The organism is Cupriavidus plantarum (genome assembly GCF_905397285.1).
GTDB lineage: Bacteria > Pseudomonadota > Gammaproteobacteria > Burkholderiales > Burkholderiaceae > Cupriavidus > Cupriavidus plantarum.
The window spans coordinates 154367-170479 of record NZ_CAJPUX010000005.1 but is presented as its reverse complement, the minus strand read 5'-3'; the positions used below and the strand labels follow the sequence as shown (position 1 = coordinate 170479).

General features: G+C 65.6%; 18 protein-coding genes. 11 read left to right on the top strand and 7 right to left on the bottom strand.

The window, feature by feature from the left end:
- Positions 1-17: 17 nt before the first annotated feature.
- Together KHP16_RS20815 and KHP16_RS20810 are read left to right on the top strand one after the other, a co-directional pair.
- A complete protein-coding gene (locus tag KHP16_RS20815) occupies positions 18-479 on the top strand; it encodes a VOC family protein (protein WP_109584018.1) in 462 nt (153 codons plus the stop codon).
- 26 nt (positions 480-505) lie between these two features.
- A complete protein-coding gene (locus KHP16_RS20810; RefSeq protein ID WP_211961037.1) occupies positions 506-1168 on the top strand; it encodes an SDR family NAD(P)-dependent oxidoreductase in 663 nt (220 codons plus the stop codon).
- Between the two features lie 33 nt (positions 1169-1201).
- Here the strand turns inward: KHP16_RS20810 and KHP16_RS20805 are convergent, their stop codons facing one another.
- The gene (locus KHP16_RS20805) at positions 1202-2095 is read right to left on the bottom strand and encodes a LysR family transcriptional regulator (RefSeq protein ID WP_109584020.1); all 894 of its coding nucleotides are present in this window, start codon (positions 2093-2095) and stop codon (positions 1202-1204) included.
- A 117-nt stretch (positions 2096-2212) separates the two neighbouring features.
- Between KHP16_RS20805 and KHP16_RS20800 the strand changes: the two genes are divergently transcribed.
- The 4 genes from KHP16_RS20800 (at position 2213) to KHP16_RS20785 (ending at position 5577) form a co-directional block, all read left to right on the top strand.
- The gene (locus KHP16_RS20800; RefSeq protein ID WP_115954339.1) at positions 2213-2884 is read left to right on the top strand and encodes an SDR family oxidoreductase; all 672 of its coding nucleotides are present in this window, start codon (positions 2213-2215) and stop codon (positions 2882-2884) included.
- A gap of 13 nt (positions 2885-2897) precedes the next feature.
- A complete protein-coding gene (locus KHP16_RS20795) occupies positions 2898-4010 on the top strand; it encodes an alkene reductase (protein ID WP_211961036.1) in 1113 nt (370 codons plus the stop codon).
- A gap of 99 nt (positions 4011-4109) precedes the next feature.
- A complete protein-coding gene (locus KHP16_RS20790) occupies positions 4110-4862 on the top strand; it encodes a hypothetical protein (RefSeq protein WP_109584023.1) in 753 nt (250 codons plus the stop codon).
- Between the two features lie 139 nt (positions 4863-5001).
- Positions 5002-5577, top strand: coding sequence for a TetR/AcrR family transcriptional regulator (locus KHP16_RS20785; RefSeq protein WP_121492407.1), 576 nt, complete (start codon positions 5002-5004; stop codon positions 5575-5577).
- 9 nt (positions 5578-5586) lie between these two features.
- Here the strand turns inward: KHP16_RS20785 and KHP16_RS20780 are convergent, their stop codons facing one another.
- Positions 5587-6561 carry a Bug family tripartite tricarboxylate transporter substrate binding protein gene (locus KHP16_RS20780; RefSeq protein WP_211961035.1) on the bottom strand — a complete coding sequence of 325 codons (975 nt, stop codon included), beginning with the start codon at positions 6559-6561 and terminating at the stop codon, positions 5587-5589.
- Positions 6562-6611: 50 nt separating this feature from the next.
- Positions 6612-8102 (bottom strand): acyl-CoA synthetase, encoded by a 1491-nt coding sequence (locus KHP16_RS20775; protein ID WP_211961034.1) that lies wholly within the window; start codon positions 8100-8102, stop codon positions 6612-6614.
- A gap of 129 nt (positions 8103-8231) precedes the next feature.
- On the opposite strand from KHP16_RS20775, the gene KHP16_RS20770 reads away from it, so the two are divergent.
- Together KHP16_RS20770 and KHP16_RS20765 are read left to right on the top strand one after the other, a co-directional pair.
- Positions 8232-9140 (top strand): LysR family transcriptional regulator, encoded by a 909-nt coding sequence (locus KHP16_RS20770; RefSeq protein ID WP_109584027.1) that lies wholly within the window; start codon positions 8232-8234, stop codon positions 9138-9140.
- Positions 9141-9291: 151 nt separating this feature from the next.
- Positions 9292-9624 carry a helix-turn-helix domain-containing protein gene (locus KHP16_RS20765; protein ID WP_211961033.1) on the top strand — a complete coding sequence of 111 codons (333 nt, stop codon included), beginning with the start codon at positions 9292-9294 and terminating at the stop codon, positions 9622-9624.
- Between the two features lie 254 nt (positions 9625-9878).
- Here the strand turns inward: KHP16_RS20765 and KHP16_RS20760 are convergent, their stop codons facing one another.
- Complete coding sequence (locus KHP16_RS20760) at positions 9879-10478, bottom strand: TetR/AcrR family transcriptional regulator (protein ID WP_259463792.1); 600 nt, start codon at positions 10476-10478, stop codon at positions 9879-9881.
- Positions 10479-10594: 116 nt separating this feature from the next.
- On the opposite strand from KHP16_RS20760, the gene KHP16_RS20755 reads away from it, so the two are divergent.
- Positions 10595-11560: an SDR family oxidoreductase gene (locus KHP16_RS20755; protein WP_211961032.1), complete on the top strand. Its 966-nt coding sequence runs from the start codon at positions 10595-10597 to the stop codon at positions 11558-11560.
- A 214-nt stretch (positions 11561-11774) separates the two neighbouring features.
- Here KHP16_RS20755 and KHP16_RS20750 read toward each other — a convergent pair whose 3' ends face one another.
- Both KHP16_RS20750 and KHP16_RS20745 read right to left on the bottom strand, forming a co-directional pair.
- Positions 11775-12005, bottom strand: a complete 231-nt coding sequence (locus KHP16_RS20750; RefSeq protein WP_109584030.1) for a DUF2795 domain-containing protein — start codon at positions 12003-12005, stop codon at positions 11775-11777.
- A 76-nt stretch (positions 12006-12081) separates the two neighbouring features.
- Positions 12082-13164 carry a tetratricopeptide repeat-containing glycosyltransferase gene (locus tag KHP16_RS20745; RefSeq protein ID WP_244835929.1) on the bottom strand — a complete coding sequence of 361 codons (1083 nt, stop codon included), beginning with the start codon at positions 13162-13164 and terminating at the stop codon, positions 12082-12084.
- Positions 13165-13389: 225 nt separating this feature from the next.
- Here KHP16_RS20745 and KHP16_RS28585 point away from each other — a divergent pair, with 225 nt between their 5' ends.
- Positions 13390-14697 (top strand): tail fiber protein, encoded by a 1308-nt coding sequence (locus KHP16_RS28585; RefSeq protein ID WP_211961031.1) that lies wholly within the window; start codon positions 13390-13392, stop codon positions 14695-14697.
- Between the two features lie 78 nt (positions 14698-14775).
- Complete coding sequence (locus KHP16_RS20735; protein ID WP_115954347.1) at positions 14776-15786, top strand: outer membrane beta-barrel protein; 1011 nt, start codon at positions 14776-14778, stop codon at positions 15784-15786.
- A 155-nt stretch (positions 15787-15941) separates the two neighbouring features.
- Here KHP16_RS20735 and KHP16_RS20730 read toward each other — a convergent pair whose 3' ends face one another.
- A complete protein-coding gene (locus KHP16_RS20730) occupies positions 15942-16094 on the bottom strand; it encodes a hypothetical protein (protein ID WP_211961030.1) in 153 nt (50 codons plus the stop codon).
- Between the last annotated feature and the right edge of the window lie 19 nt (positions 16095-16113).

The window sequence follows — 16113 nt, the reverse complement described above, 5'->3', positions numbered from 1 at the left end:
ATCAGAGGAGTTTCACCATGTCCGTCGTGACCATTCCCGCCGTCAATCCCCGCAGCCCGCTCGCTTCGATGAAGGGCCACCACGTCGCCGTGCGCGTACCGAGCTTCGACACCGCCGTGCAGTGGTACACCGAGATGCTCGACTTCCGCGTCGTGCACCGCTGGACGTATGCCGACCAACGTCTCGCGTACCTGGCGCCCGCCAACGACGACGCCTTCTTCATCGAAATCCTCGGCGATGGCGATCCGCTGCCCATTCCCAAGCCCGTGTACAGCGACCTCGGCGACAGCCTGCGCCTCGCCGGCTATCACCACTTTTGCATCAACGTGGAAGACATGGACGCTACCGTCGCCGAGCTACGCCGCCGGGGCGTGCAGATCGTGACGGCGCCGTTCGAGCTGCCCGCGATCGGCCGCAAGCTGGCCTTCATCGCGGATCCTTTCGGCAACCTGATCGAACTTGCCGAAGTGGTCGGCTGATCCATCCACAAGAAAGGGGCATCGACATGACCATGACCTTTTTGCAGATCGGCTCCGGACCGGGTATCGGTCTCGCGACCGCCGAGCGTTTTGCGCGCGAGGGATACCGCGTCGTTGTGGCTTCGCGCCATCCGGCACGGTTGCGCCGACATGCGGAGGCGGCCGGATGCGCGGGCCTCGCGTTCGATACCGTGGATGCATCCGACCCGCGCTCGGTGGCCGCGCTCATCGCGCGTCACCGGGATACCCTCTCGGTGCTGCACTACAACGCGGGCGTATTGCATTACGGCGCCGACGGTGAGCTGCAGACGCGCACGCTCGCGGACGAATCCGTCGATTCGCTGATCTCGGATATGAACGTCAATCTCACGAGCGCGCTCGTGGCGATGCGCGCGGGCGCCGAGGCGATCGGGCAGAACGGCGGCGGCAGCCTCTTCGTGACGGGAGGCGGGCTCGGCATCCATCCGTCGCCGCAATTCCTGACGCTCAGCACGGGCAAGGCCGGCCTGCGCGCCGCGGCCCTGTCGCTGTTCGAGCCGATGCAGGCGCTTGGCATCCACCTCGCGGCGGTAACGGTCCGCACTCCGGTCAGCCCGGACTCCGTCCATACGCGTGCCGTGGCCGATGCGTTCTGGCAACTGCATGCGGAGCCGCGCGAGGCGTGGACGCCGGAGATCGTCTACGGGTGAGGGCGATCCCTCTCTTGTTGCACCCCGCGGGCATCAGCCGGCCGCCCCGCCCGCGAGTTCGCCGGCGATGGTATCGATCAATGCACGGACCCGGCGCGGCTGCACGCGCGTCGGCGGATATACGATCTGCAGCGCCGTGCGGCCCGCGGAAAACGGTGCGAGGACCTCGATCAGCCGGCCGGCATCGAGGTCCTCCTGAATGTCCCAGACCGATTTCATGCAGAGCCCGTGGCCTTGCAGCGCCCACCGCCTGACCAGGTCCCCGGTGTTGGCGATCCGCCGTCCGCGCACGGTGACGGCATGCGGCTTGCCCTCGACGCGAAACGGCCACACGCGGTCGCTATTGATGCCGAAGCGCATCACGATGCAGTCGTGGTGCGGCAGGTCGTCGGGGTGTCCAGGCGTGCCATGGCGCGCGAGATATGCGGGCGAGGCGGAGACGACGCGCCGGTTCTCGCCGATCGGCTTCGCCTTGAGTGTGCTGTCGGCCAGCGTGCCATATCGCACGGCGAAGTCGATGCCCTGGCCGACGAGGTCCACGAAGCTATCGGTAAGGTTGAGGTCGACCGTCACATCGGGATGCGCATCCAGGAAGCGATCGACGATCGGCACGATGCGGGTCTGACCGAGGTCCACTGGCGCGCTCAGCCGCACCGGACCGGAGATCGTTTCGGCGCCGCGCCGCACGCGGCTCTCGAGTTCGTCGGCCTCGGCCAGTAACCGGCGGGCGCCGTCGGCCAGCGTGCGGCCCTCGTCGGTGAGGCTGATCGACCGGGTGGTGCGGGTCAGCAGCGTGACGCCGTAATAGCTCTCCAGCATGGACAGCCGTTCGGACACGGAGGCGGGCGACAAGCCTAGCTCCCGCCCAGCAGCCGATAACCCGCCTTTCTCGAGGATCGTCAGAAACAGATGAAGGTTGTCGAGCATCTTTCGGAATCCCCGAAATATGATTTACGAATTTAACCAATTATCAAGATTGTTCACAAGATCTACAGTCGTTGCCAAGCAACCCATGCCTGATTCCATCGCTTCCAGGAGATCGCAATGCACTTCACCGACCAAACCGTTTCCGTGATCGTCGGCGGCCAGACCGGCATCGGCCGCGCCGTGGCGGACGCTCTGAGCGAACGCCCCGGCCGCGTGCTGGTGGCCAGCCGCCGCAACGGCCTCGATATCGCCGATCCGGCCGCCGTCGAGCGCTACTTCGAACAGCTCGGACCCGTGGACCACGTCGTCTTCACGGCAGGCTCGCAGGCACCGGGCGGGAAGCTGGCCGACGTGAACCTGGCGGACGCGAAGGCGGCATTCGACGTGAAGTTCTGGGGCACCCTCGCCGTGGCCAGGGCCGCCGCGAAGCATCTGCGCCCGGGCGGCACGCTGACGCTCACCAGCGGCTTCCTCGCGCGTCGCACCGTCCCCGGCACCATCGTCAAGACCGCGATGAACGCGGCACTGGAAGCCGTGGCCAAGATCCTCGCGCGCGAGTTGGCGCCGATCCGCGTCAACGTCGTGAGTCCAGGACTCACCGATACGGAGGCCTATGCGGGCATGGATGCGGCCGCGCGGAGCGCCATGCTGGACCGCGCGGCGACCAGCCTGCCTGTGGGCCGTTACGGCCGTGCGGAAGACCTGGCGCAGGGTTACCTGCTCGCAATCGATAACCCGTTCATGACCGGCGCCATCATCGATATCGACGGCGGCGCGCTGATCAACTGAACACGAGACGACCATGTCCGATACGCATACCCTTTTCTCGCCAGTGCAGGTGGGCCATCTGCGACTGCCCAACCGCGTGGTGATGGCACCGATGACGCGCGCCCGCAGTTCGCAGCCTGGCGACGTGCCCAACGCGATGAACGCCACGTACTACGCGCAACGCGCAAGCGCGGGCCTGATCGTGTCGGAGGCCACGCAGATTTCGCCGCAGGGCAAAGGCTACTCGTTCACGCCGGGTATCTACAGCGATGCGCAGGTCGAGGGCTGGCGCCTCGTCACGCGCGCCGTGCATCGGGCAGGGGGACGCATCTTCCTGCAGCTCTGGCACGTGGGCCGCATGTCGCATCCCGTGTTCCACGGCGGCGAGCTGCCTGTCGCGCCATCGGCCGTGCCGTTCGAGGGGTCGATCTGGATGGTCGATCCGGCCACCGGGGAAGGCGGCATGTACGCATGCCCGACGCCCCGTGCCCTGGGCATCGACGAGATTCATGCGATCGTGGACGACTACCGGCGCGCGGCACGCCGCGCGATCGAGGCGGGCTTCGATGGCGTGGAGATCCACGGCGCCAATGGCTACCTCGTCGACCAGTTCCTGCGGACCACGTCGAACGTTCGCACCGATGCGTATGGCGGCTCGCGCGAGAATCGCCTGCGGTTTCTCAAGGACGTCATGGACGCCGTGATCGAGGAGGTCGGCGCGGACCGCGCCGCGATCCGGCTCGCCCCGTTCCTGACCGCGCGGGGGATGGCGTGCCCCGACATCCTGCCCACGATCCTCGAGGCGGCGGGCTACCTTCACGGGAAGGGCATTGCATATCTGCATCTCGTGGAAGCGGACTGGGACGATGCGCCCGTATTCACCGAAGCCTTCCGCCGCGACATCCGCGCGCGCTTCGCCGGCCCCATCATCGTCGCCGGCAACTACGACCAGACGCGGGCGCAGTGGGTACTGGACAAGGGCTACGCGGACCTCGTCGCATTCGGCCGGCCCTTCGTCGCCAACCCGGACCTGCCGCGCCGCATGGCCGAAGGACTGCCGCTGGCGAGATTCGACGGCGGCGCGTTGTTCGGCGGCGCCGAGCAAGGGTACAACGACTATCCCGCGTGGGCGTTGCAGGAGGCGTAAACCCTCCGGCGGGTGTCTACCCTACTTGAATGGGGCTTCAGATGCTCGCCTCCGTGCCGTTATGCGATCCGTGTCTATCCACAAGAACGGAGATGTTTCATGGGTCGTATCAAGGCTGCCGCGCTGCTGCTCGGCGCGAGCATTCTGGCTGGGTGCGCCACGGTGCAAAAGCCGATTCCCGCCACCAGTGCGCTGTTCAACAACAAAGAGAAGACGGTGGCTGTCGCCATCGAGAAGCTGCCGGAGCCGGGGCAGCGCATGCTCGGTAACCAGGGCTTGCTCGATGTCGCGATCAATCGCGCCAACGCCGCGGCCATCGTCGAGCGCCTGCAGCGCCAGGACTTCACGATGGTGAGCAGCCTGCCGGAAGACTTCCGCAAGGGCCTCGAATCGCGCCAGATGAAGGTGGTGATGATCCAGGAACCGCTCGTGACCGAAGACATGCCGAAGTTCGTCGAAGGCTCCGGTGACGGGATTGCGCTGCGCGACTACCGGCCGTTCGCCAAAAAGTACAACGCCGACAAGCTGCTACTGATCACCGCGCGGGCGCTCGGCACCAAGCGGACGTACTACGGCTTCATCCCGACGGAACCTCCGCAGGCATACATCGCGCTGAGAGGCCAACTCGTCGACCTGTCGACGAACCGGCTCGAATGGTACGAAGACGTGGAAACCATCGTCGCCGCCAATGGCGATTGGGACCAGTCGCCGGACTATGAGAATCTGATGCGCGCGGTGGACGAAAGCACGCGCGTGACCACGAGCAAGCTGCGCGGGGCCTTCTTCATGGAACAACGCTCGCCGAGCGTGCCGCCGGTCGCAGGCAACGCCGCGGCACCCGCCGCGCGGTAAAGAGAAGGCAGGCGGAAGGCGATATTCCGTCCTCGATGTGACGGCTACCGAGCGTTTGTTAGTGTGAGGGCGGAGCGCTATAATCGCGCTCATCGCCCTCCCGCTCGGGCTGTCTTTGAACATTCCATCGAGGCACATCGTGCAACATCAGGCCACCTCAAACTCCAGCGACAGGATTCTGGCGGTCGCTACCCGCATTGCGCAGGCGCATGGCTATGGCGGGCTGAACCTCCGGGCGCTCGCGGAAGAGGTGGGCATCAAGGCGGCCAGTCTCTATCACCATTTCCCCAGCAAGGCTGATCTTGCTGCCGCGGTGGCCAGGCGGTACTGGGAGGACACGGTGGTGGCGCTGGATGCGCTGTCGGCCAAGACGCCGGATATGGCGGATCGCCTGCGGAAGTACCCGAGCCTGTTTCGCAAATCGCTCGAGAATGACAACCGCATCTGCCTGTGCAGCTTCATGACGGCCGAGTACGACGATCTGCCCGACGTCGTGAAGACGGAAGTGCAGGCATTCACCGACGTGAATGTCGCGTGGCTGGCCAAGACGCTGGTGGATGCCGGCATCGTCGGCACCAGGGATGCGAAGAAGCGCGCGCACGCGATCTTCGCCGCGGTGGCGGGCGCCCAGCTCATGGCACGCGGCCGCGCCGATATCAAACTCTTCGATACGCTGATCGACAACTATCGGGCGGCCGGGCTGTTGCCCGCCTGATGGCTGCGCTCAATCGAGCGAGATGCGGTTGGCGCGGATAACCTTGCCCCACGTCTCGCGATCGGCGGCGACATAGCGGTCCACCTCCGCCTGCGTGCGCGGTGGCTGGACGACCAGGCCGAGGGCGGCGAAGGTTCCGCGGAACTGGGCATCGCCGAGGACCTGCGTTGCGGCCGCTTGCAGGCGCGGCACCACATCCGGGGGCGTTTGCGCGGGCACGGCGAGGCCGAACCACGTGGCGGCGTGGAAATCGGGATAGCCGCTCTCGGCCATGGTCGGCACATTGGGCAGAACCTCGAGCCGCGCGCGTGACGTGACGGCCAACGCCTTGAGCTTGCCCGCGCGGATGTGCGGCAGCGAGGTGCTGACGACATCGACCATCAGCTGCACGTCGTTCGCCAGCAGCGCGGACAGGGCCGGCGCGCTGCCGTTGTACGGGACGTGCGTCATCTCGATGCCGAGTTCGGCCTTGAGCATCTCGGTGGCGAGTTGCAGCGGATTGCCGAGGCCTACCGAGGAATAGTTGAGCTTGCCGTTGGCCGCCTTCGCGTAACTCGCAAAGTCGCGCGTGTTCGACGCGGGCACCTGATTGTTCGTCACGATGACCAGCGGCACTTCGGTGCCGATCAGGAACACCTTGAAGTCCTTGGGATCGTACCCCGTGCGTTTGTAGAGCATCGGGTTCAGCACCATGCTGGCGCTCGACGCCATGATCATCGTGTAGCCGTCGGCGGGCGCGCGCGCCACGCTCTGCGCGCCGACCATCGTGTTGGCGCCGGGGCGGTTCTCCACGACCACCGTTTGCTTCAGGTCCTTCGACATGCCTTCCGCGAGCGCGCGGCCGAACTGGTCGGAGGAACCGCCGGGGGTGTAGGGGACCACCAGTTTGATCGGCCGCTCGGGGAAGGGGCCGGCGTGCGCGAGTGTCATGGTCGCGGCCATGGCGGCTACCGCCGCGGCAATGCGGAACGGGGATCGTGGCATGTTGTCTCCTTCTTCTGTTTTGTTATGTCTTCGTGCCGTCAAACGCGGCGTCAGACGCGCCGACCGCGGCCGGCCCAATGCTGATCGCGCAGTTTGCGCTTGGCGAGCTTGCCGGTCTCGTCGCGTGGCAGCCGGGCGATCTCGATCGTGCGCGGGACCTTGAAGCCGGAGAGCCGCTCGCGCAGCCACTCGGTCACGGCCGCGGGATCGATCGCGGTGTCGGGCATAGGCTCGACCACGCCGTGCAGTCGTTCGCCGTATTCGTCGTCGGGTACCCCGAACACCGCGCAATCGGCGACGCCGGGGTAGCGCACGAGCTGATGCTCGATCTCGGCCGGATAGATGTTGACCCCGCCTGAGATCACCATGTCGGAGGCGCGATCGCAGATGAACAGGTAACCGTCGGCATCGACATAGCCCATGTCGCCGAGCGAGATCAGGCCGTCGCGGTCGATGGCGCGGCGTGCGGCGTCGTTGTTCAGGTAGGTGAAGTCCGGATACGCGGGTTGCCGTACGTACACGAGACCCACTTCGCCGGTCGCGCACGCATTGCCATCGGCGTCGAGGATGCGCAGCTGCGCGGCATCGATGGGACGGCCCGCGGTGCCGGGGCGGGCGGCAGCATCGGCCGGGGTGGCGACGGTCACCATGCCGGCCTCGCTCGATGCGTAGGTTTCGTGAATCACCGGGCCGAGCCACTCCAGCATCGCGCGCTTGACCTCGGGGGCGCAGGGCGAGCCCGTCGACGCGACGAAGCGAATCGAGGAGAGGTCATAGCGGGCGCGGACCTCCGGCGGCAGCTTGAGCAGCCGCACGTACATGATGGGCACGAGGTAGAGCACATCGATGCGATGCTGCTCGACCAGCGCGAGCACCTGTTCGGCGTCGAAGCGCGCGGTGAGCACCAGCCGCTCGGCCATTTGCAAGGCCTGCTGGATGAAGACGCCTGGCGCGCTGTGATAGAGCGGCGCGGACATCAGCGCGCGGCACCCCGGGACGATGCCGATCGACTGCGCGACGACCGAGCGCATGCGGGCGAGCTGGTCGTCCATCGTGCCGAGGGGGAACGGTTCGCGCAGCACGCCCTTGGGCCTGCCGGTGGTGCCCGAGGTGTAGGCGAGGTGGCCGCGCGGTGCGACGCGCGGGCCATCGTACGGCGGTTGCGCGGCGAGCCATGGCTCGTACTCGATCGCATCGGGATCGGTGCCGCCGACGGCAAACACCGTGACGCCGGGCGGCACGGCGGCGCGCACGGCATCCAGCAGGTCCGCGTGCACGAGCAGCACGCGGGCGCCGCTGTCTTCGAGGACGAAGCGGACTTCCGCGGCGGTGAAGTGCCAGTTGATGGGGCAGTAGTAGATGCCTGCCACGCGGCAGGCGGCGATCGCATCGGCAAAGACGGGATCGTTGCGCAGCAGGAGCGCGACGACGTTGCCTTCCTCGAGCCCCAGCCGGCGCCATCCGCCGGCCAGTCTGTTACCGCGGGCGACGATGTCGTCCCCCGCGCGATGCTGCGATTCAAACCAAAGGTCTGCGGCCATCCGCTTGTCTCCGTGGTGCCGGTCTGATGCCGGCAATGTGGGAAATGTAGCGGGGGCAATCCCGCATCGACAATACGGCAAGCGCGCACCACAATGTTGCGTCATACGTGACAATGACTTTGCGCGAGCATGGATCTGCACCTCATTCAGTCCTTTGTCGAGATCGTCGATGCCGGCACGCTGGCCGAAGCGGGCCGCCGGCGCGGCGTGACGCGCTCGCAGGTCAGCCGGCAGTTGGGCCAGCTGGAAGAGCAGGCCGGTGCGCAACTATTGCGGCGGACCACGCGCCGTCTGGAGACGACGGAGGCGGGGCAGACCCTGTACGAGCACGGCGTGCGCATGCTCCAGGAAGCCGTCGCCGCGCAGGCGGAGATCGACAGCCTCGGCAAGACGCTGCGCGGACACGTCAGGGTGAGTGTGCCGACGGGACTCGGCGATGCCTACATCGCACCGCTGCTCCTGGACTTCGCGGCGCTGCATCCGGGCATCTCGTTACGCGTGTTCTTCGCCAACCGTGTGACGAACCTGATCGCCGACGAGATCGACGTCGCGTTACGGGTCACGTCGAACCCGCCCCTCGACGTCGTGGCGCGGGAGGTCTGCGCAACGCCGTGGCGGCTCCTCGCATCGCCGTCCTATCTCGCGAGCATTGCCCCCATCGAGGCGCCGGCCGATCTGGCGCACTGCCACTTCCTGTGCCCGCCATACTCGTCGCGCCGCTTCCGGCTGGTCATCGAACGCGCGGGCGTCCGTGAAACGATCGACATCGCCCCACATCTGCAGTCGGAACATTTCCGTTTCCTCCTGCGCGCCGCGCAGGGCGGGCATGGGGTAGGGCTGCTGCCCGCCTATGCGGGATGGGAGGATGTCAGGGCCGGCACGCTGGTGCCGGTGTTACCCGAATGGGCGCCCGAGGGACTGGGCCACCATCTGTACATCATCACGACGCCGAACCTGCATCCATCGATGGCAACACGGGCGTTGATTGCCTATCTGCGGGAGGAGATTCCTAAGCTGGGGGTGTTTGCGGAGGGGTGAGCCACCCCTCATTCATTGCCCACGTCCTTGCATCCGAATTTGAGAATCGTCGCATTCACAGGCGCGGCTTGGTGCCGTACGTTGTCGGAAGCAAAAAATCTTGGTGGGCGCGACGGCGTTCCATTGCCGCGGGAACAAGGAAAAATATGCCATGGACATGATGCCGCACGTGCAAATCATCCACGACGACAAGGGGCAGCCTGCGTTCGTCGTGATCCCCTATGCGGATTACATCAAGCAACGCGCGCAGGACAAGGACGGGGTGCCCCACGAGGTCGCACGCATGCTGCTCGTAGACGACGTGTCTCCCGCGCGCGCGTGGCGTGAGCATCTGGGGTTGACGCAGAAGGAAGTCGCATCGCGTCTCGGTATCAGTCAGCCAGCGTACGCCGAACAGGAGAACGGCAAAGGGCGGATGCGCAAGGCAACGCGCGAAAAGCTCGCCGCAGCGTTTGGCATTTCCCCTGCGTTGCTGGACATCTGACATCCGAACCCCTGTGGTCTGTTGCCCTCAGCCGGGCGCGGCGCTGCAGACGGGGCCGATTCTGAGTGCCCGCCTTGCCGAGGCGAGCGCTCGTCCTGCAAGCGCATGTCACCGACAACGACGAACGCGGAGCATTGCGCGCGCTGGGATCGGCGATTGGCGCGTCCAGCGTGGTGAGTTGAGGTTGGATAAGGGGGGTTGAACTTGGCGGACCGATAGCCCGGCGTCACGAGGCCGCCCCAGCCGGCATCTCCTCAAAGCCCCGCCCGGAGACTCTCGAATGCGTCTTGCAGAAATTTTGCCGCCGGCTTTCGCGCGCCGGTCTGCTCTCGCCACGCTTGCAGCGCAAGCCTCAGGGCCCCGACGGAAGCCATGGCAATCATCCGAAGCGTCGTCTGCCGTTCGGGCTGTCGCCACACCTCGCGCAGCGCGAGAAACAGCGCCTGCTCCTGCCTCACGTAGAACGCTTGCTTGCGTGCGAGCAGCGATTCGCTCGATAGCATGAGGTTGTCGATGGCCGTCATCTCCTCGGTCGTATAGCGCGCAATGCGTTTGACCATCACGTCGCGCACCGCGTCCAACGGCGCCACGTCGGGCGATGTCTTGAGCAGATCCGCGATCAACTCGGCTGAATCGGCCTCCAGTCCGAACAGGATGATGTCGTCCTTCGACTTGAAGTACGAGAAGAAGGTGCGGCGGGAGATTCCTGCCGCATCCGCAATCGCGTCCAGTGTCGTGCCTTCGTAGCCATCGGCGAGGAACATGCGCAGCGCGACCTCCGCGATTCGCTGCCGCGTTTCACGTTGCTTTCTTTCCCGCAAGCCTTCCGATCTCGGAGCGCCCACGACAGTCATCTTTCCTGGCATCTTTTGGGTTCTTGCAATACTGCACTCAGTGCAATAATATTCGCACTCAGTAAATGAATGTGTGCACCCAGTGTAGCCCTCCACACCCTCTACAGGCAAGAACCATGACCCATTGGACAGCTTCCGACATCCCCTCCCAACGCGGCCGCACAGCGGTCGTCACGGGCACTGGTGGCCTGGGATTCCAGGATGCGCTTGCACTGGCTCGTGCGGGTGCGGACGTGATCATTGCCGGCCGAAACCCCGCCAAAGGGGCGGCAGCCGTGAACGAGATCCGCTGGAAAATTCCGGGCGCCAATGTGGCATTCGGCCTGCTGGACCTTGCCAGCCTCGCGTCGATACAGCTCTTCGCGGAAGGCCTGCGCAATTCTCGAAGCAAGCTTGATATCCTGGTCAACAACGCGGCGGTGATGACGCCGCCGACGCGACGGGCGACGCCCGACGGTTTCGAGTTGCAGTGGGGCACGAATTACCTGGGGCACTTCGCGTTGACCGCGCAGCTTCTGCCTCTGCTGCGCAACAGCAACCAGGCGCGCGTCATTACCCTGTCGAGCGTTGCGGCAAGGGCCGGAGCGATCGACTTCGGCGATCTGCAGGCGGAGCGCAGCTACAGGCCGATGTCGGCTTACAGCCAATCGAAACTCGCGTGCCTGATGTTCGCGCTGGAGCTTCAGCGCCGCAGCGATGCCGCCGGCTGGAACATCCAGAGCATCGCCGCCCATCCGGGCATCTCCCGCACGGACCTGCTGCCTAATGGCGCGGGGGCATGGAGCGTCGCCGGCATGGTTCGCCGTTTCATGTGGTTCCTGTTTCAGCCAGCGGAGCAGGGCGCGTTGCCAACACTGTTCGCGGCGACCTCGCCGCTGGCGCGCGGTGGGAATTACTATGGCCCCGACGGGCTCGCCGAAATGCGGGGCTATCCGACCTCCGCGGCCATTCCTCCGCAAGCGCTGGATATCGGCGCCGCGGCTCGGCTCTGGTCGACCTCCGAGGCGCTGACGCGCACCGTCTTCCGTGATGAGTCGAAGATGTCGGACGCTTTCCATGATGTCCACCGGCTGCCGGCGTGATGAGAGGCAGGACATCTGAAGCAGCGCTTCGACGATCGCTGGACACGCGCGTCGCCAGCGGCAACTGATCGCGGCGAGCCACTCGTACGGTGCCAACACTACTCGGCCGAGGGCAGAGGCCGAGGACGCCTACAGTAACTTTTGCGTCCCCATTGAAAAACATGGCGACCTCTTCTGCACCGGGTCCGTATCGCATGGCCCCGGATGCAGGAGACTAGTGATGCGCCACGGCCTCGGAAACCTGGGCCGGGTCTTCATAATCGCGGTCCGGGATACGGCCGAGGGCTTCAATGATGTCGTCCTTCGCTCCGTTCTTCTGCGCCAGCGACACTAGCGCATCCCGGTTCGCAGGGTAATCCATGCCCTTCAGGGCCTTTTGAAGTTCGATTGGGTTCAGCTTGCCTTCTTTCCCTGAACCGCCGTCTTGTTGCTGCTTATCCGCCATCTGACTCTCCTAAGCGTTGAGAGGCCGAGCCTCACTGAGGCGGGAGAGCAACGAGCGTGCCGGACGACCAACGCTGTCAGAGACCGAAGTACCGGCAATTGCCCTCGATGCGGCCGCGTTCGCTTTCGGGAAATTGCCCGTCCGCAAGCAGCCGCTGCAGCGCGTCGCGGCCCTGTTCGATGGCGCCCACGTAATACGCGCTGACGACGAGTTCATCCAGTGCGCGCCAGGCATAGACGGAATTGTCGATGAACAGCGAGTCGGCTGGGCGCGGCACCGCGGCGGCCTGTTGCGCGTAAAGGTGGGCAAGCGCGTATTCGCTTCGCAGCCGGTGGTAGCGCGCCAGCGCGCAGAGCGGCTCCGCGCGCGTGGGGCGGAGCTGATAGGCATCGAGATAGGCTGACTGAACTGCCTCCCGCGCGTCGCCGCGGCGTTCTCGCAGCGCGCCGATTTGAAAGCACGCGTACCAGACTTCCTCTTCCCAGCCGCCCATCGCGGCGCGTGCCTCGTAGTGGTGGATGGCCTCTTCAAGCTTGCCCGCATCGCGATAGCTTTGCGCGAGATAGAAGCGATAGCGCGTGTTATCGGGGGCATCGCGAACTGCCTTCTCCAATACCTCGATGTCGCGCAGGTACGTTTGCGGATCGCGCGCGCGTGCGCCGTCGCGCGACACGACGATGGTGGCGTGAGGCAGCGCCTCCCAGCAATGCGGCACGTCCTGCGTCAGGAATTCGTGCAGCACGCCTTCCCACCGCCATGGCTGACGCGCGCGTACCAGCGCGTTGCGCAGGTAGAGCCAGCCATCGAGCTCGCAGCGAAACTGGTAGCCGTCGGCCTGCAGGTCGGGCCACGCGAAGCCAGCTTCCATGTGGAGCGTCTCGTCGGCATCGATACACAGCACGTAATCGTCCGCGCCCGTCATCGCCATGCGGGCGAGCGCCATGGCCTCATTGCGGTTGTGCGCAAAATCGCGCCATGGCCGTTCATGCAGGGTGCCCGGCACGTCCGCCATGAATCGGCGGATCGTGTCCTGCGTGCCATCGCCCGAGCCCGTGTCCACGATGACCCAATGGTCGATCCACGGCTTCACGCTGGCCAGGCAGCGTTCGATCACCGGGGCTTCGTCCTTGACGATCATGTTCAGGCAGATGCGGGGCACGTCAGACTCTCCGAGTGGCAAAAATCCGGGCGAAGGATACCCGCTTTGCCGGTCCCGCGCGAATCGCGCGTGCAGTCTGTCTGCCCCTCCGACGTGGGGGCGAAATGCAACGCCCCGTTTGAACCGATCATCGATAACATGCTGGCCGCCACGCGCAGCGGTCCACATCACCGCGCCGGAGGTCGGGTCTTCGAAATCTATCAATCTTTGACGGGAACGGGAAAAATGAAACAACGACAATGGGCTGCCGCCCTTTCGATTGCCACGGCTGTACTTCTTGCAAGCTGCGGCGGCGATGACAGCACAGGAACCAGCGCAAGCACTCCGACGGTACTGCCTGCGGCGACGATTTCGGGCACGGCGGCTACGGGTGCGCCGATCACCAACGCCGCGCTGACGATCAAATGCGTCAGCGGTCAAGCGACCGTGACCACCGGCACGGATGGCAGCTGGAGCGCTACCACGGCAAATCTGGCCCTGCCGTGCGTGTTGCGCGTGACCACTGCCACGGGCGAAGTGTTGCATTCGTACATCGAAACGGCCGGCACGACCAACGTCACGCCGATTACCGAACTCGTCGTTGCCGCCGCGTCCGGCAATGCGGATACCGAAGCGTTTTTCACCAGTTTCTCGACGGTGTCCGCCGCGGCTGCGAGCGACAAGCTGGCGCTTGCCATCACGCAGGTCAAGCAGCGTCTGGCGTCCCTCGGCGTTGACGCCGATTCGCTGAATCTGCTGAATCAGAAGTTCAATCCCCGCAACGGCGACAAGTACGACGATCGCCTGGAAGAGATTGCGGCCAAGCTCAAGCAGGCCAATTCGACGCTGGCCGCGCTATCGAGCGATGTGGCGCAGGGCAAGGTCGGTCCGGTGGGCCCCACTGGAGCAACGGGTGCCACGGGCGCAACGGGTGCCACCGGCGCGACGGGCGCAAACGGCGTGGATGGGTCGCCCGGCGCGACGGGGCCGCAGGGGCCGACCGGTGCTACGGGTGCTACAGGTGCCACGGGTGCTAACGGCGCTAACGGCGCCACGGGTGCCACAGGCGCTACGGGTCCGACGGGCGCCACCGGCCCCACCGGCGCAACCGGTTCAAACGGCGCGACGGGCGCGACTGGGGCCACTGGCTCCACGGGCGCGACGGGTGCCACCGGGCCCACCGGCGCCACGGGCGCCACGGGCGCAACGGGTGCCACGGGCGCGACCGGTTCCACCGGCGCAACGGGCGCCACGGGTCCGGCCGGCACGATTCCCGGCCTGGGCAATCCCGACACTACCGTAGGCGACGGCACCGGCGGTGACTGCACGATGGCGACGGTGTGGCTGTCCGCCACCAGCTTCGCGGCGGGCGGCATGCGTGCCGACGGGCGGGTCATGAGCATTCAGAGCAATCAGGCTCTCTTCGCACTGCTGGGCACCAAGTTTGGCGGCGACGGCGTCACTAACTTCCGTCTGCCGGATCTGCGGGCCCTGGAGCCGACCGGCCTGTACTACGTCATCTGCACGCAAGGCATCTTCCCGAGCCGACCGTAAGGTCCCATCCTTTTGGCGCGTGGCGGGCACCGGCCCTTGTTGCTAAGCTGAATCAGCTCCACAGCCGGCCATCCCTCCATGTCTTTCCTCACGCGTGTGGCACGGGCGCGAAGCCTGTGCGTGCCTGCCGTATTGGTGTGCGCAGCATCAATCGCGCAGGTGCACGCGCAGGAAGCGCTCGTTCTGGGCGGCCTGCAGCGTACGGATGCCGGCGGCGAAACCAGCTACGGCTATAGCTACAGCTATCAGCACAATCTGGCGGAGAACTGGTACGCCTCGTTTTCCTACCTCAACGAGGGGCACGTCACGAAGCACCATCGGGATGGGCATAGCGTTCAGCTCTGGTGGCGTTACCCGTTTGCCGATCGCCGTTTCAATCTGGCCATCGGCGCGGGTCCGTATCGATATTTCGATACGACGGACCGCAACGACGACGGCAGCTCCGACGATCATCACGGCTGGGGCCTGCTGGCCAGTGTGGCGGCCACCTGGTACGTCAATGGCGGTCCGTGGATGGTGCAGGCACGCTACAACCGCGCGCAGACGCCATCGAGCATCAAGACGAACACGCTGTTGATCGGCGTGGGCTATCAGCTGGACCGCGGCGACCGCGGCGGTCCCGTCGTGCCGCCGCCATCGCGGTTGGACAACGTCACGCAGAACGAGATCACGGTGTTCCTGGGGCAGACCATCGTGAACACATTCGACTCGGAATCCTCGTTCGCCAAAGCCGTCGAGTACCGCCGCGGCCTGGCTCGCTATGTGTCAGGCACGGTGAGCTACATCAACGAAGGCGAAAATTCGGCATTGCGCCGCAACGGCGTGGCGGCGCAGCTATGGCTGGAACGGGCGTTCTTCCATGATGCATTGACGCTTGGCGTCGGCGCCGGTCCGTACTATGCCATCGACCTCAGCAAGCGCGGGCAGGGCGCGACAGGGGACCCGTCACGCTGGTCCGGGCTGTTGACGATGTCGGCGAGCTACCGAATCAGTGAACATTGGCTTGGGCGGGTGTCGTGGAACCGGACCGTCACGGGGTATGACCGGGACACCGATGTGTTTCTGGCGGGGGTGGGGTATCGGTTCTGATGGCGGCGTTGCGAGGCCGACATCCTGAATGCTCGGCGCGCGGGCTGGCGCGTTACGAAATGTTGCACTGATCGCGAGAATTCTCGTTCTCACTTATCGAGGGGAAGAACAAGGCCAGCCCCTGCAGGCCGGCCTTGTTGCCTGGCGCGATGCAATCAGCAGTTGCCCTTCTTTGCCTGGCCGGGCGGGCAGAAATTGTTGCCCGGTCCGCCCTGCGGATGGCCGCCGGGGTAGGGGTCGGGTACGTAGTATGCGCAGCCGCCGAGCAGCGTTGCGCCTAGCGTGAACATCAGGACGAGATATTTCATGTCATGCAGGGGCGGGCGC

What these genes read in the sequence shown, in the direction of transcription:
- KHP16_RS20815 (WP_109584018.1), top strand. Translation starts at nt 18, where the DNA reads ATGTCCGTCGTGACCATTCCCGCCGTCAATCCCCGCAGCCCGCTCGCT.
- KHP16_RS20810 (WP_211961037.1), top strand. Translation starts at nt 506, where the DNA reads ATGACCATGACCTTTTTGCAGATCGGCTCCGGACCGGGTATCGGTCTC.
- KHP16_RS20805 (WP_109584020.1), bottom strand. Translation starts at nt 2,095, where the DNA reads ATGCTCGACAACCTTCATCTGTTTCTGACGATCCTCGAGAAAGGCGGG.
- KHP16_RS20800 (WP_115954339.1), top strand. Translation starts at nt 2,213, where the DNA reads ATGCACTTCACCGACCAAACCGTTTCCGTGATCGTCGGCGGCCAGACC.
- KHP16_RS20795 (WP_211961036.1), top strand. Translation starts at nt 2,898, where the DNA reads ATGTCCGATACGCATACCCTTTTCTCGCCAGTGCAGGTGGGCCATCTG.
- KHP16_RS20790 (WP_109584023.1), top strand. Translation starts at nt 4,110, where the DNA reads ATGGGTCGTATCAAGGCTGCCGCGCTGCTGCTCGGCGCGAGCATTCTG.
- KHP16_RS20780 (WP_211961035.1), bottom strand. Translation starts at nt 6,561, where the DNA reads ATGCCACGATCCCCGTTCCGCATTGCCGCGGCGGTAGCCGCCATGGCC.
- KHP16_RS20775 (WP_211961034.1), bottom strand. Translation starts at nt 8,102, where the DNA reads ATGGCCGCAGACCTTTGGTTTGAATCGCAGCATCGCGCGGGGGACGAC.
- KHP16_RS20770 (WP_109584027.1), top strand. Translation starts at nt 8,232, where the DNA reads ATGGATCTGCACCTCATTCAGTCCTTTGTCGAGATCGTCGATGCCGGC.
- KHP16_RS20765 (WP_211961033.1), top strand. Translation starts at nt 9,292, where the DNA reads ATGGACATGATGCCGCACGTGCAAATCATCCACGACGACAAGGGGCAG.
- KHP16_RS20760 (WP_259463792.1), bottom strand. Translation starts at nt 10,478, where the DNA reads ATGACTGTCGTGGGCGCTCCGAGATCGGAAGGCTTGCGGGAAAGAAAG.
- KHP16_RS20755 (WP_211961032.1), top strand. Translation starts at nt 10,595, where the DNA reads ATGACCCATTGGACAGCTTCCGACATCCCCTCCCAACGCGGCCGCACA.
- KHP16_RS20750 (WP_109584030.1), bottom strand. Translation starts at nt 12,005, where the DNA reads ATGGCGGATAAGCAGCAACAAGACGGCGGTTCAGGGAAAGAAGGCAAG.
- KHP16_RS28585 (WP_211961031.1), top strand. Translation starts at nt 13,390, where the DNA reads ATGAAACAACGACAATGGGCTGCCGCCCTTTCGATTGCCACGGCTGTA.
- KHP16_RS20735 (WP_115954347.1), top strand. Translation starts at nt 14,776, where the DNA reads ATGTCTTTCCTCACGCGTGTGGCACGGGCGCGAAGCCTGTGCGTGCCT.
- KHP16_RS20730 (WP_211961030.1), bottom strand. Translation starts at nt 16,094, where the DNA reads ATGAAATATCTCGTCCTGATGTTCACGCTAGGCGCAACGCTGCTCGGC.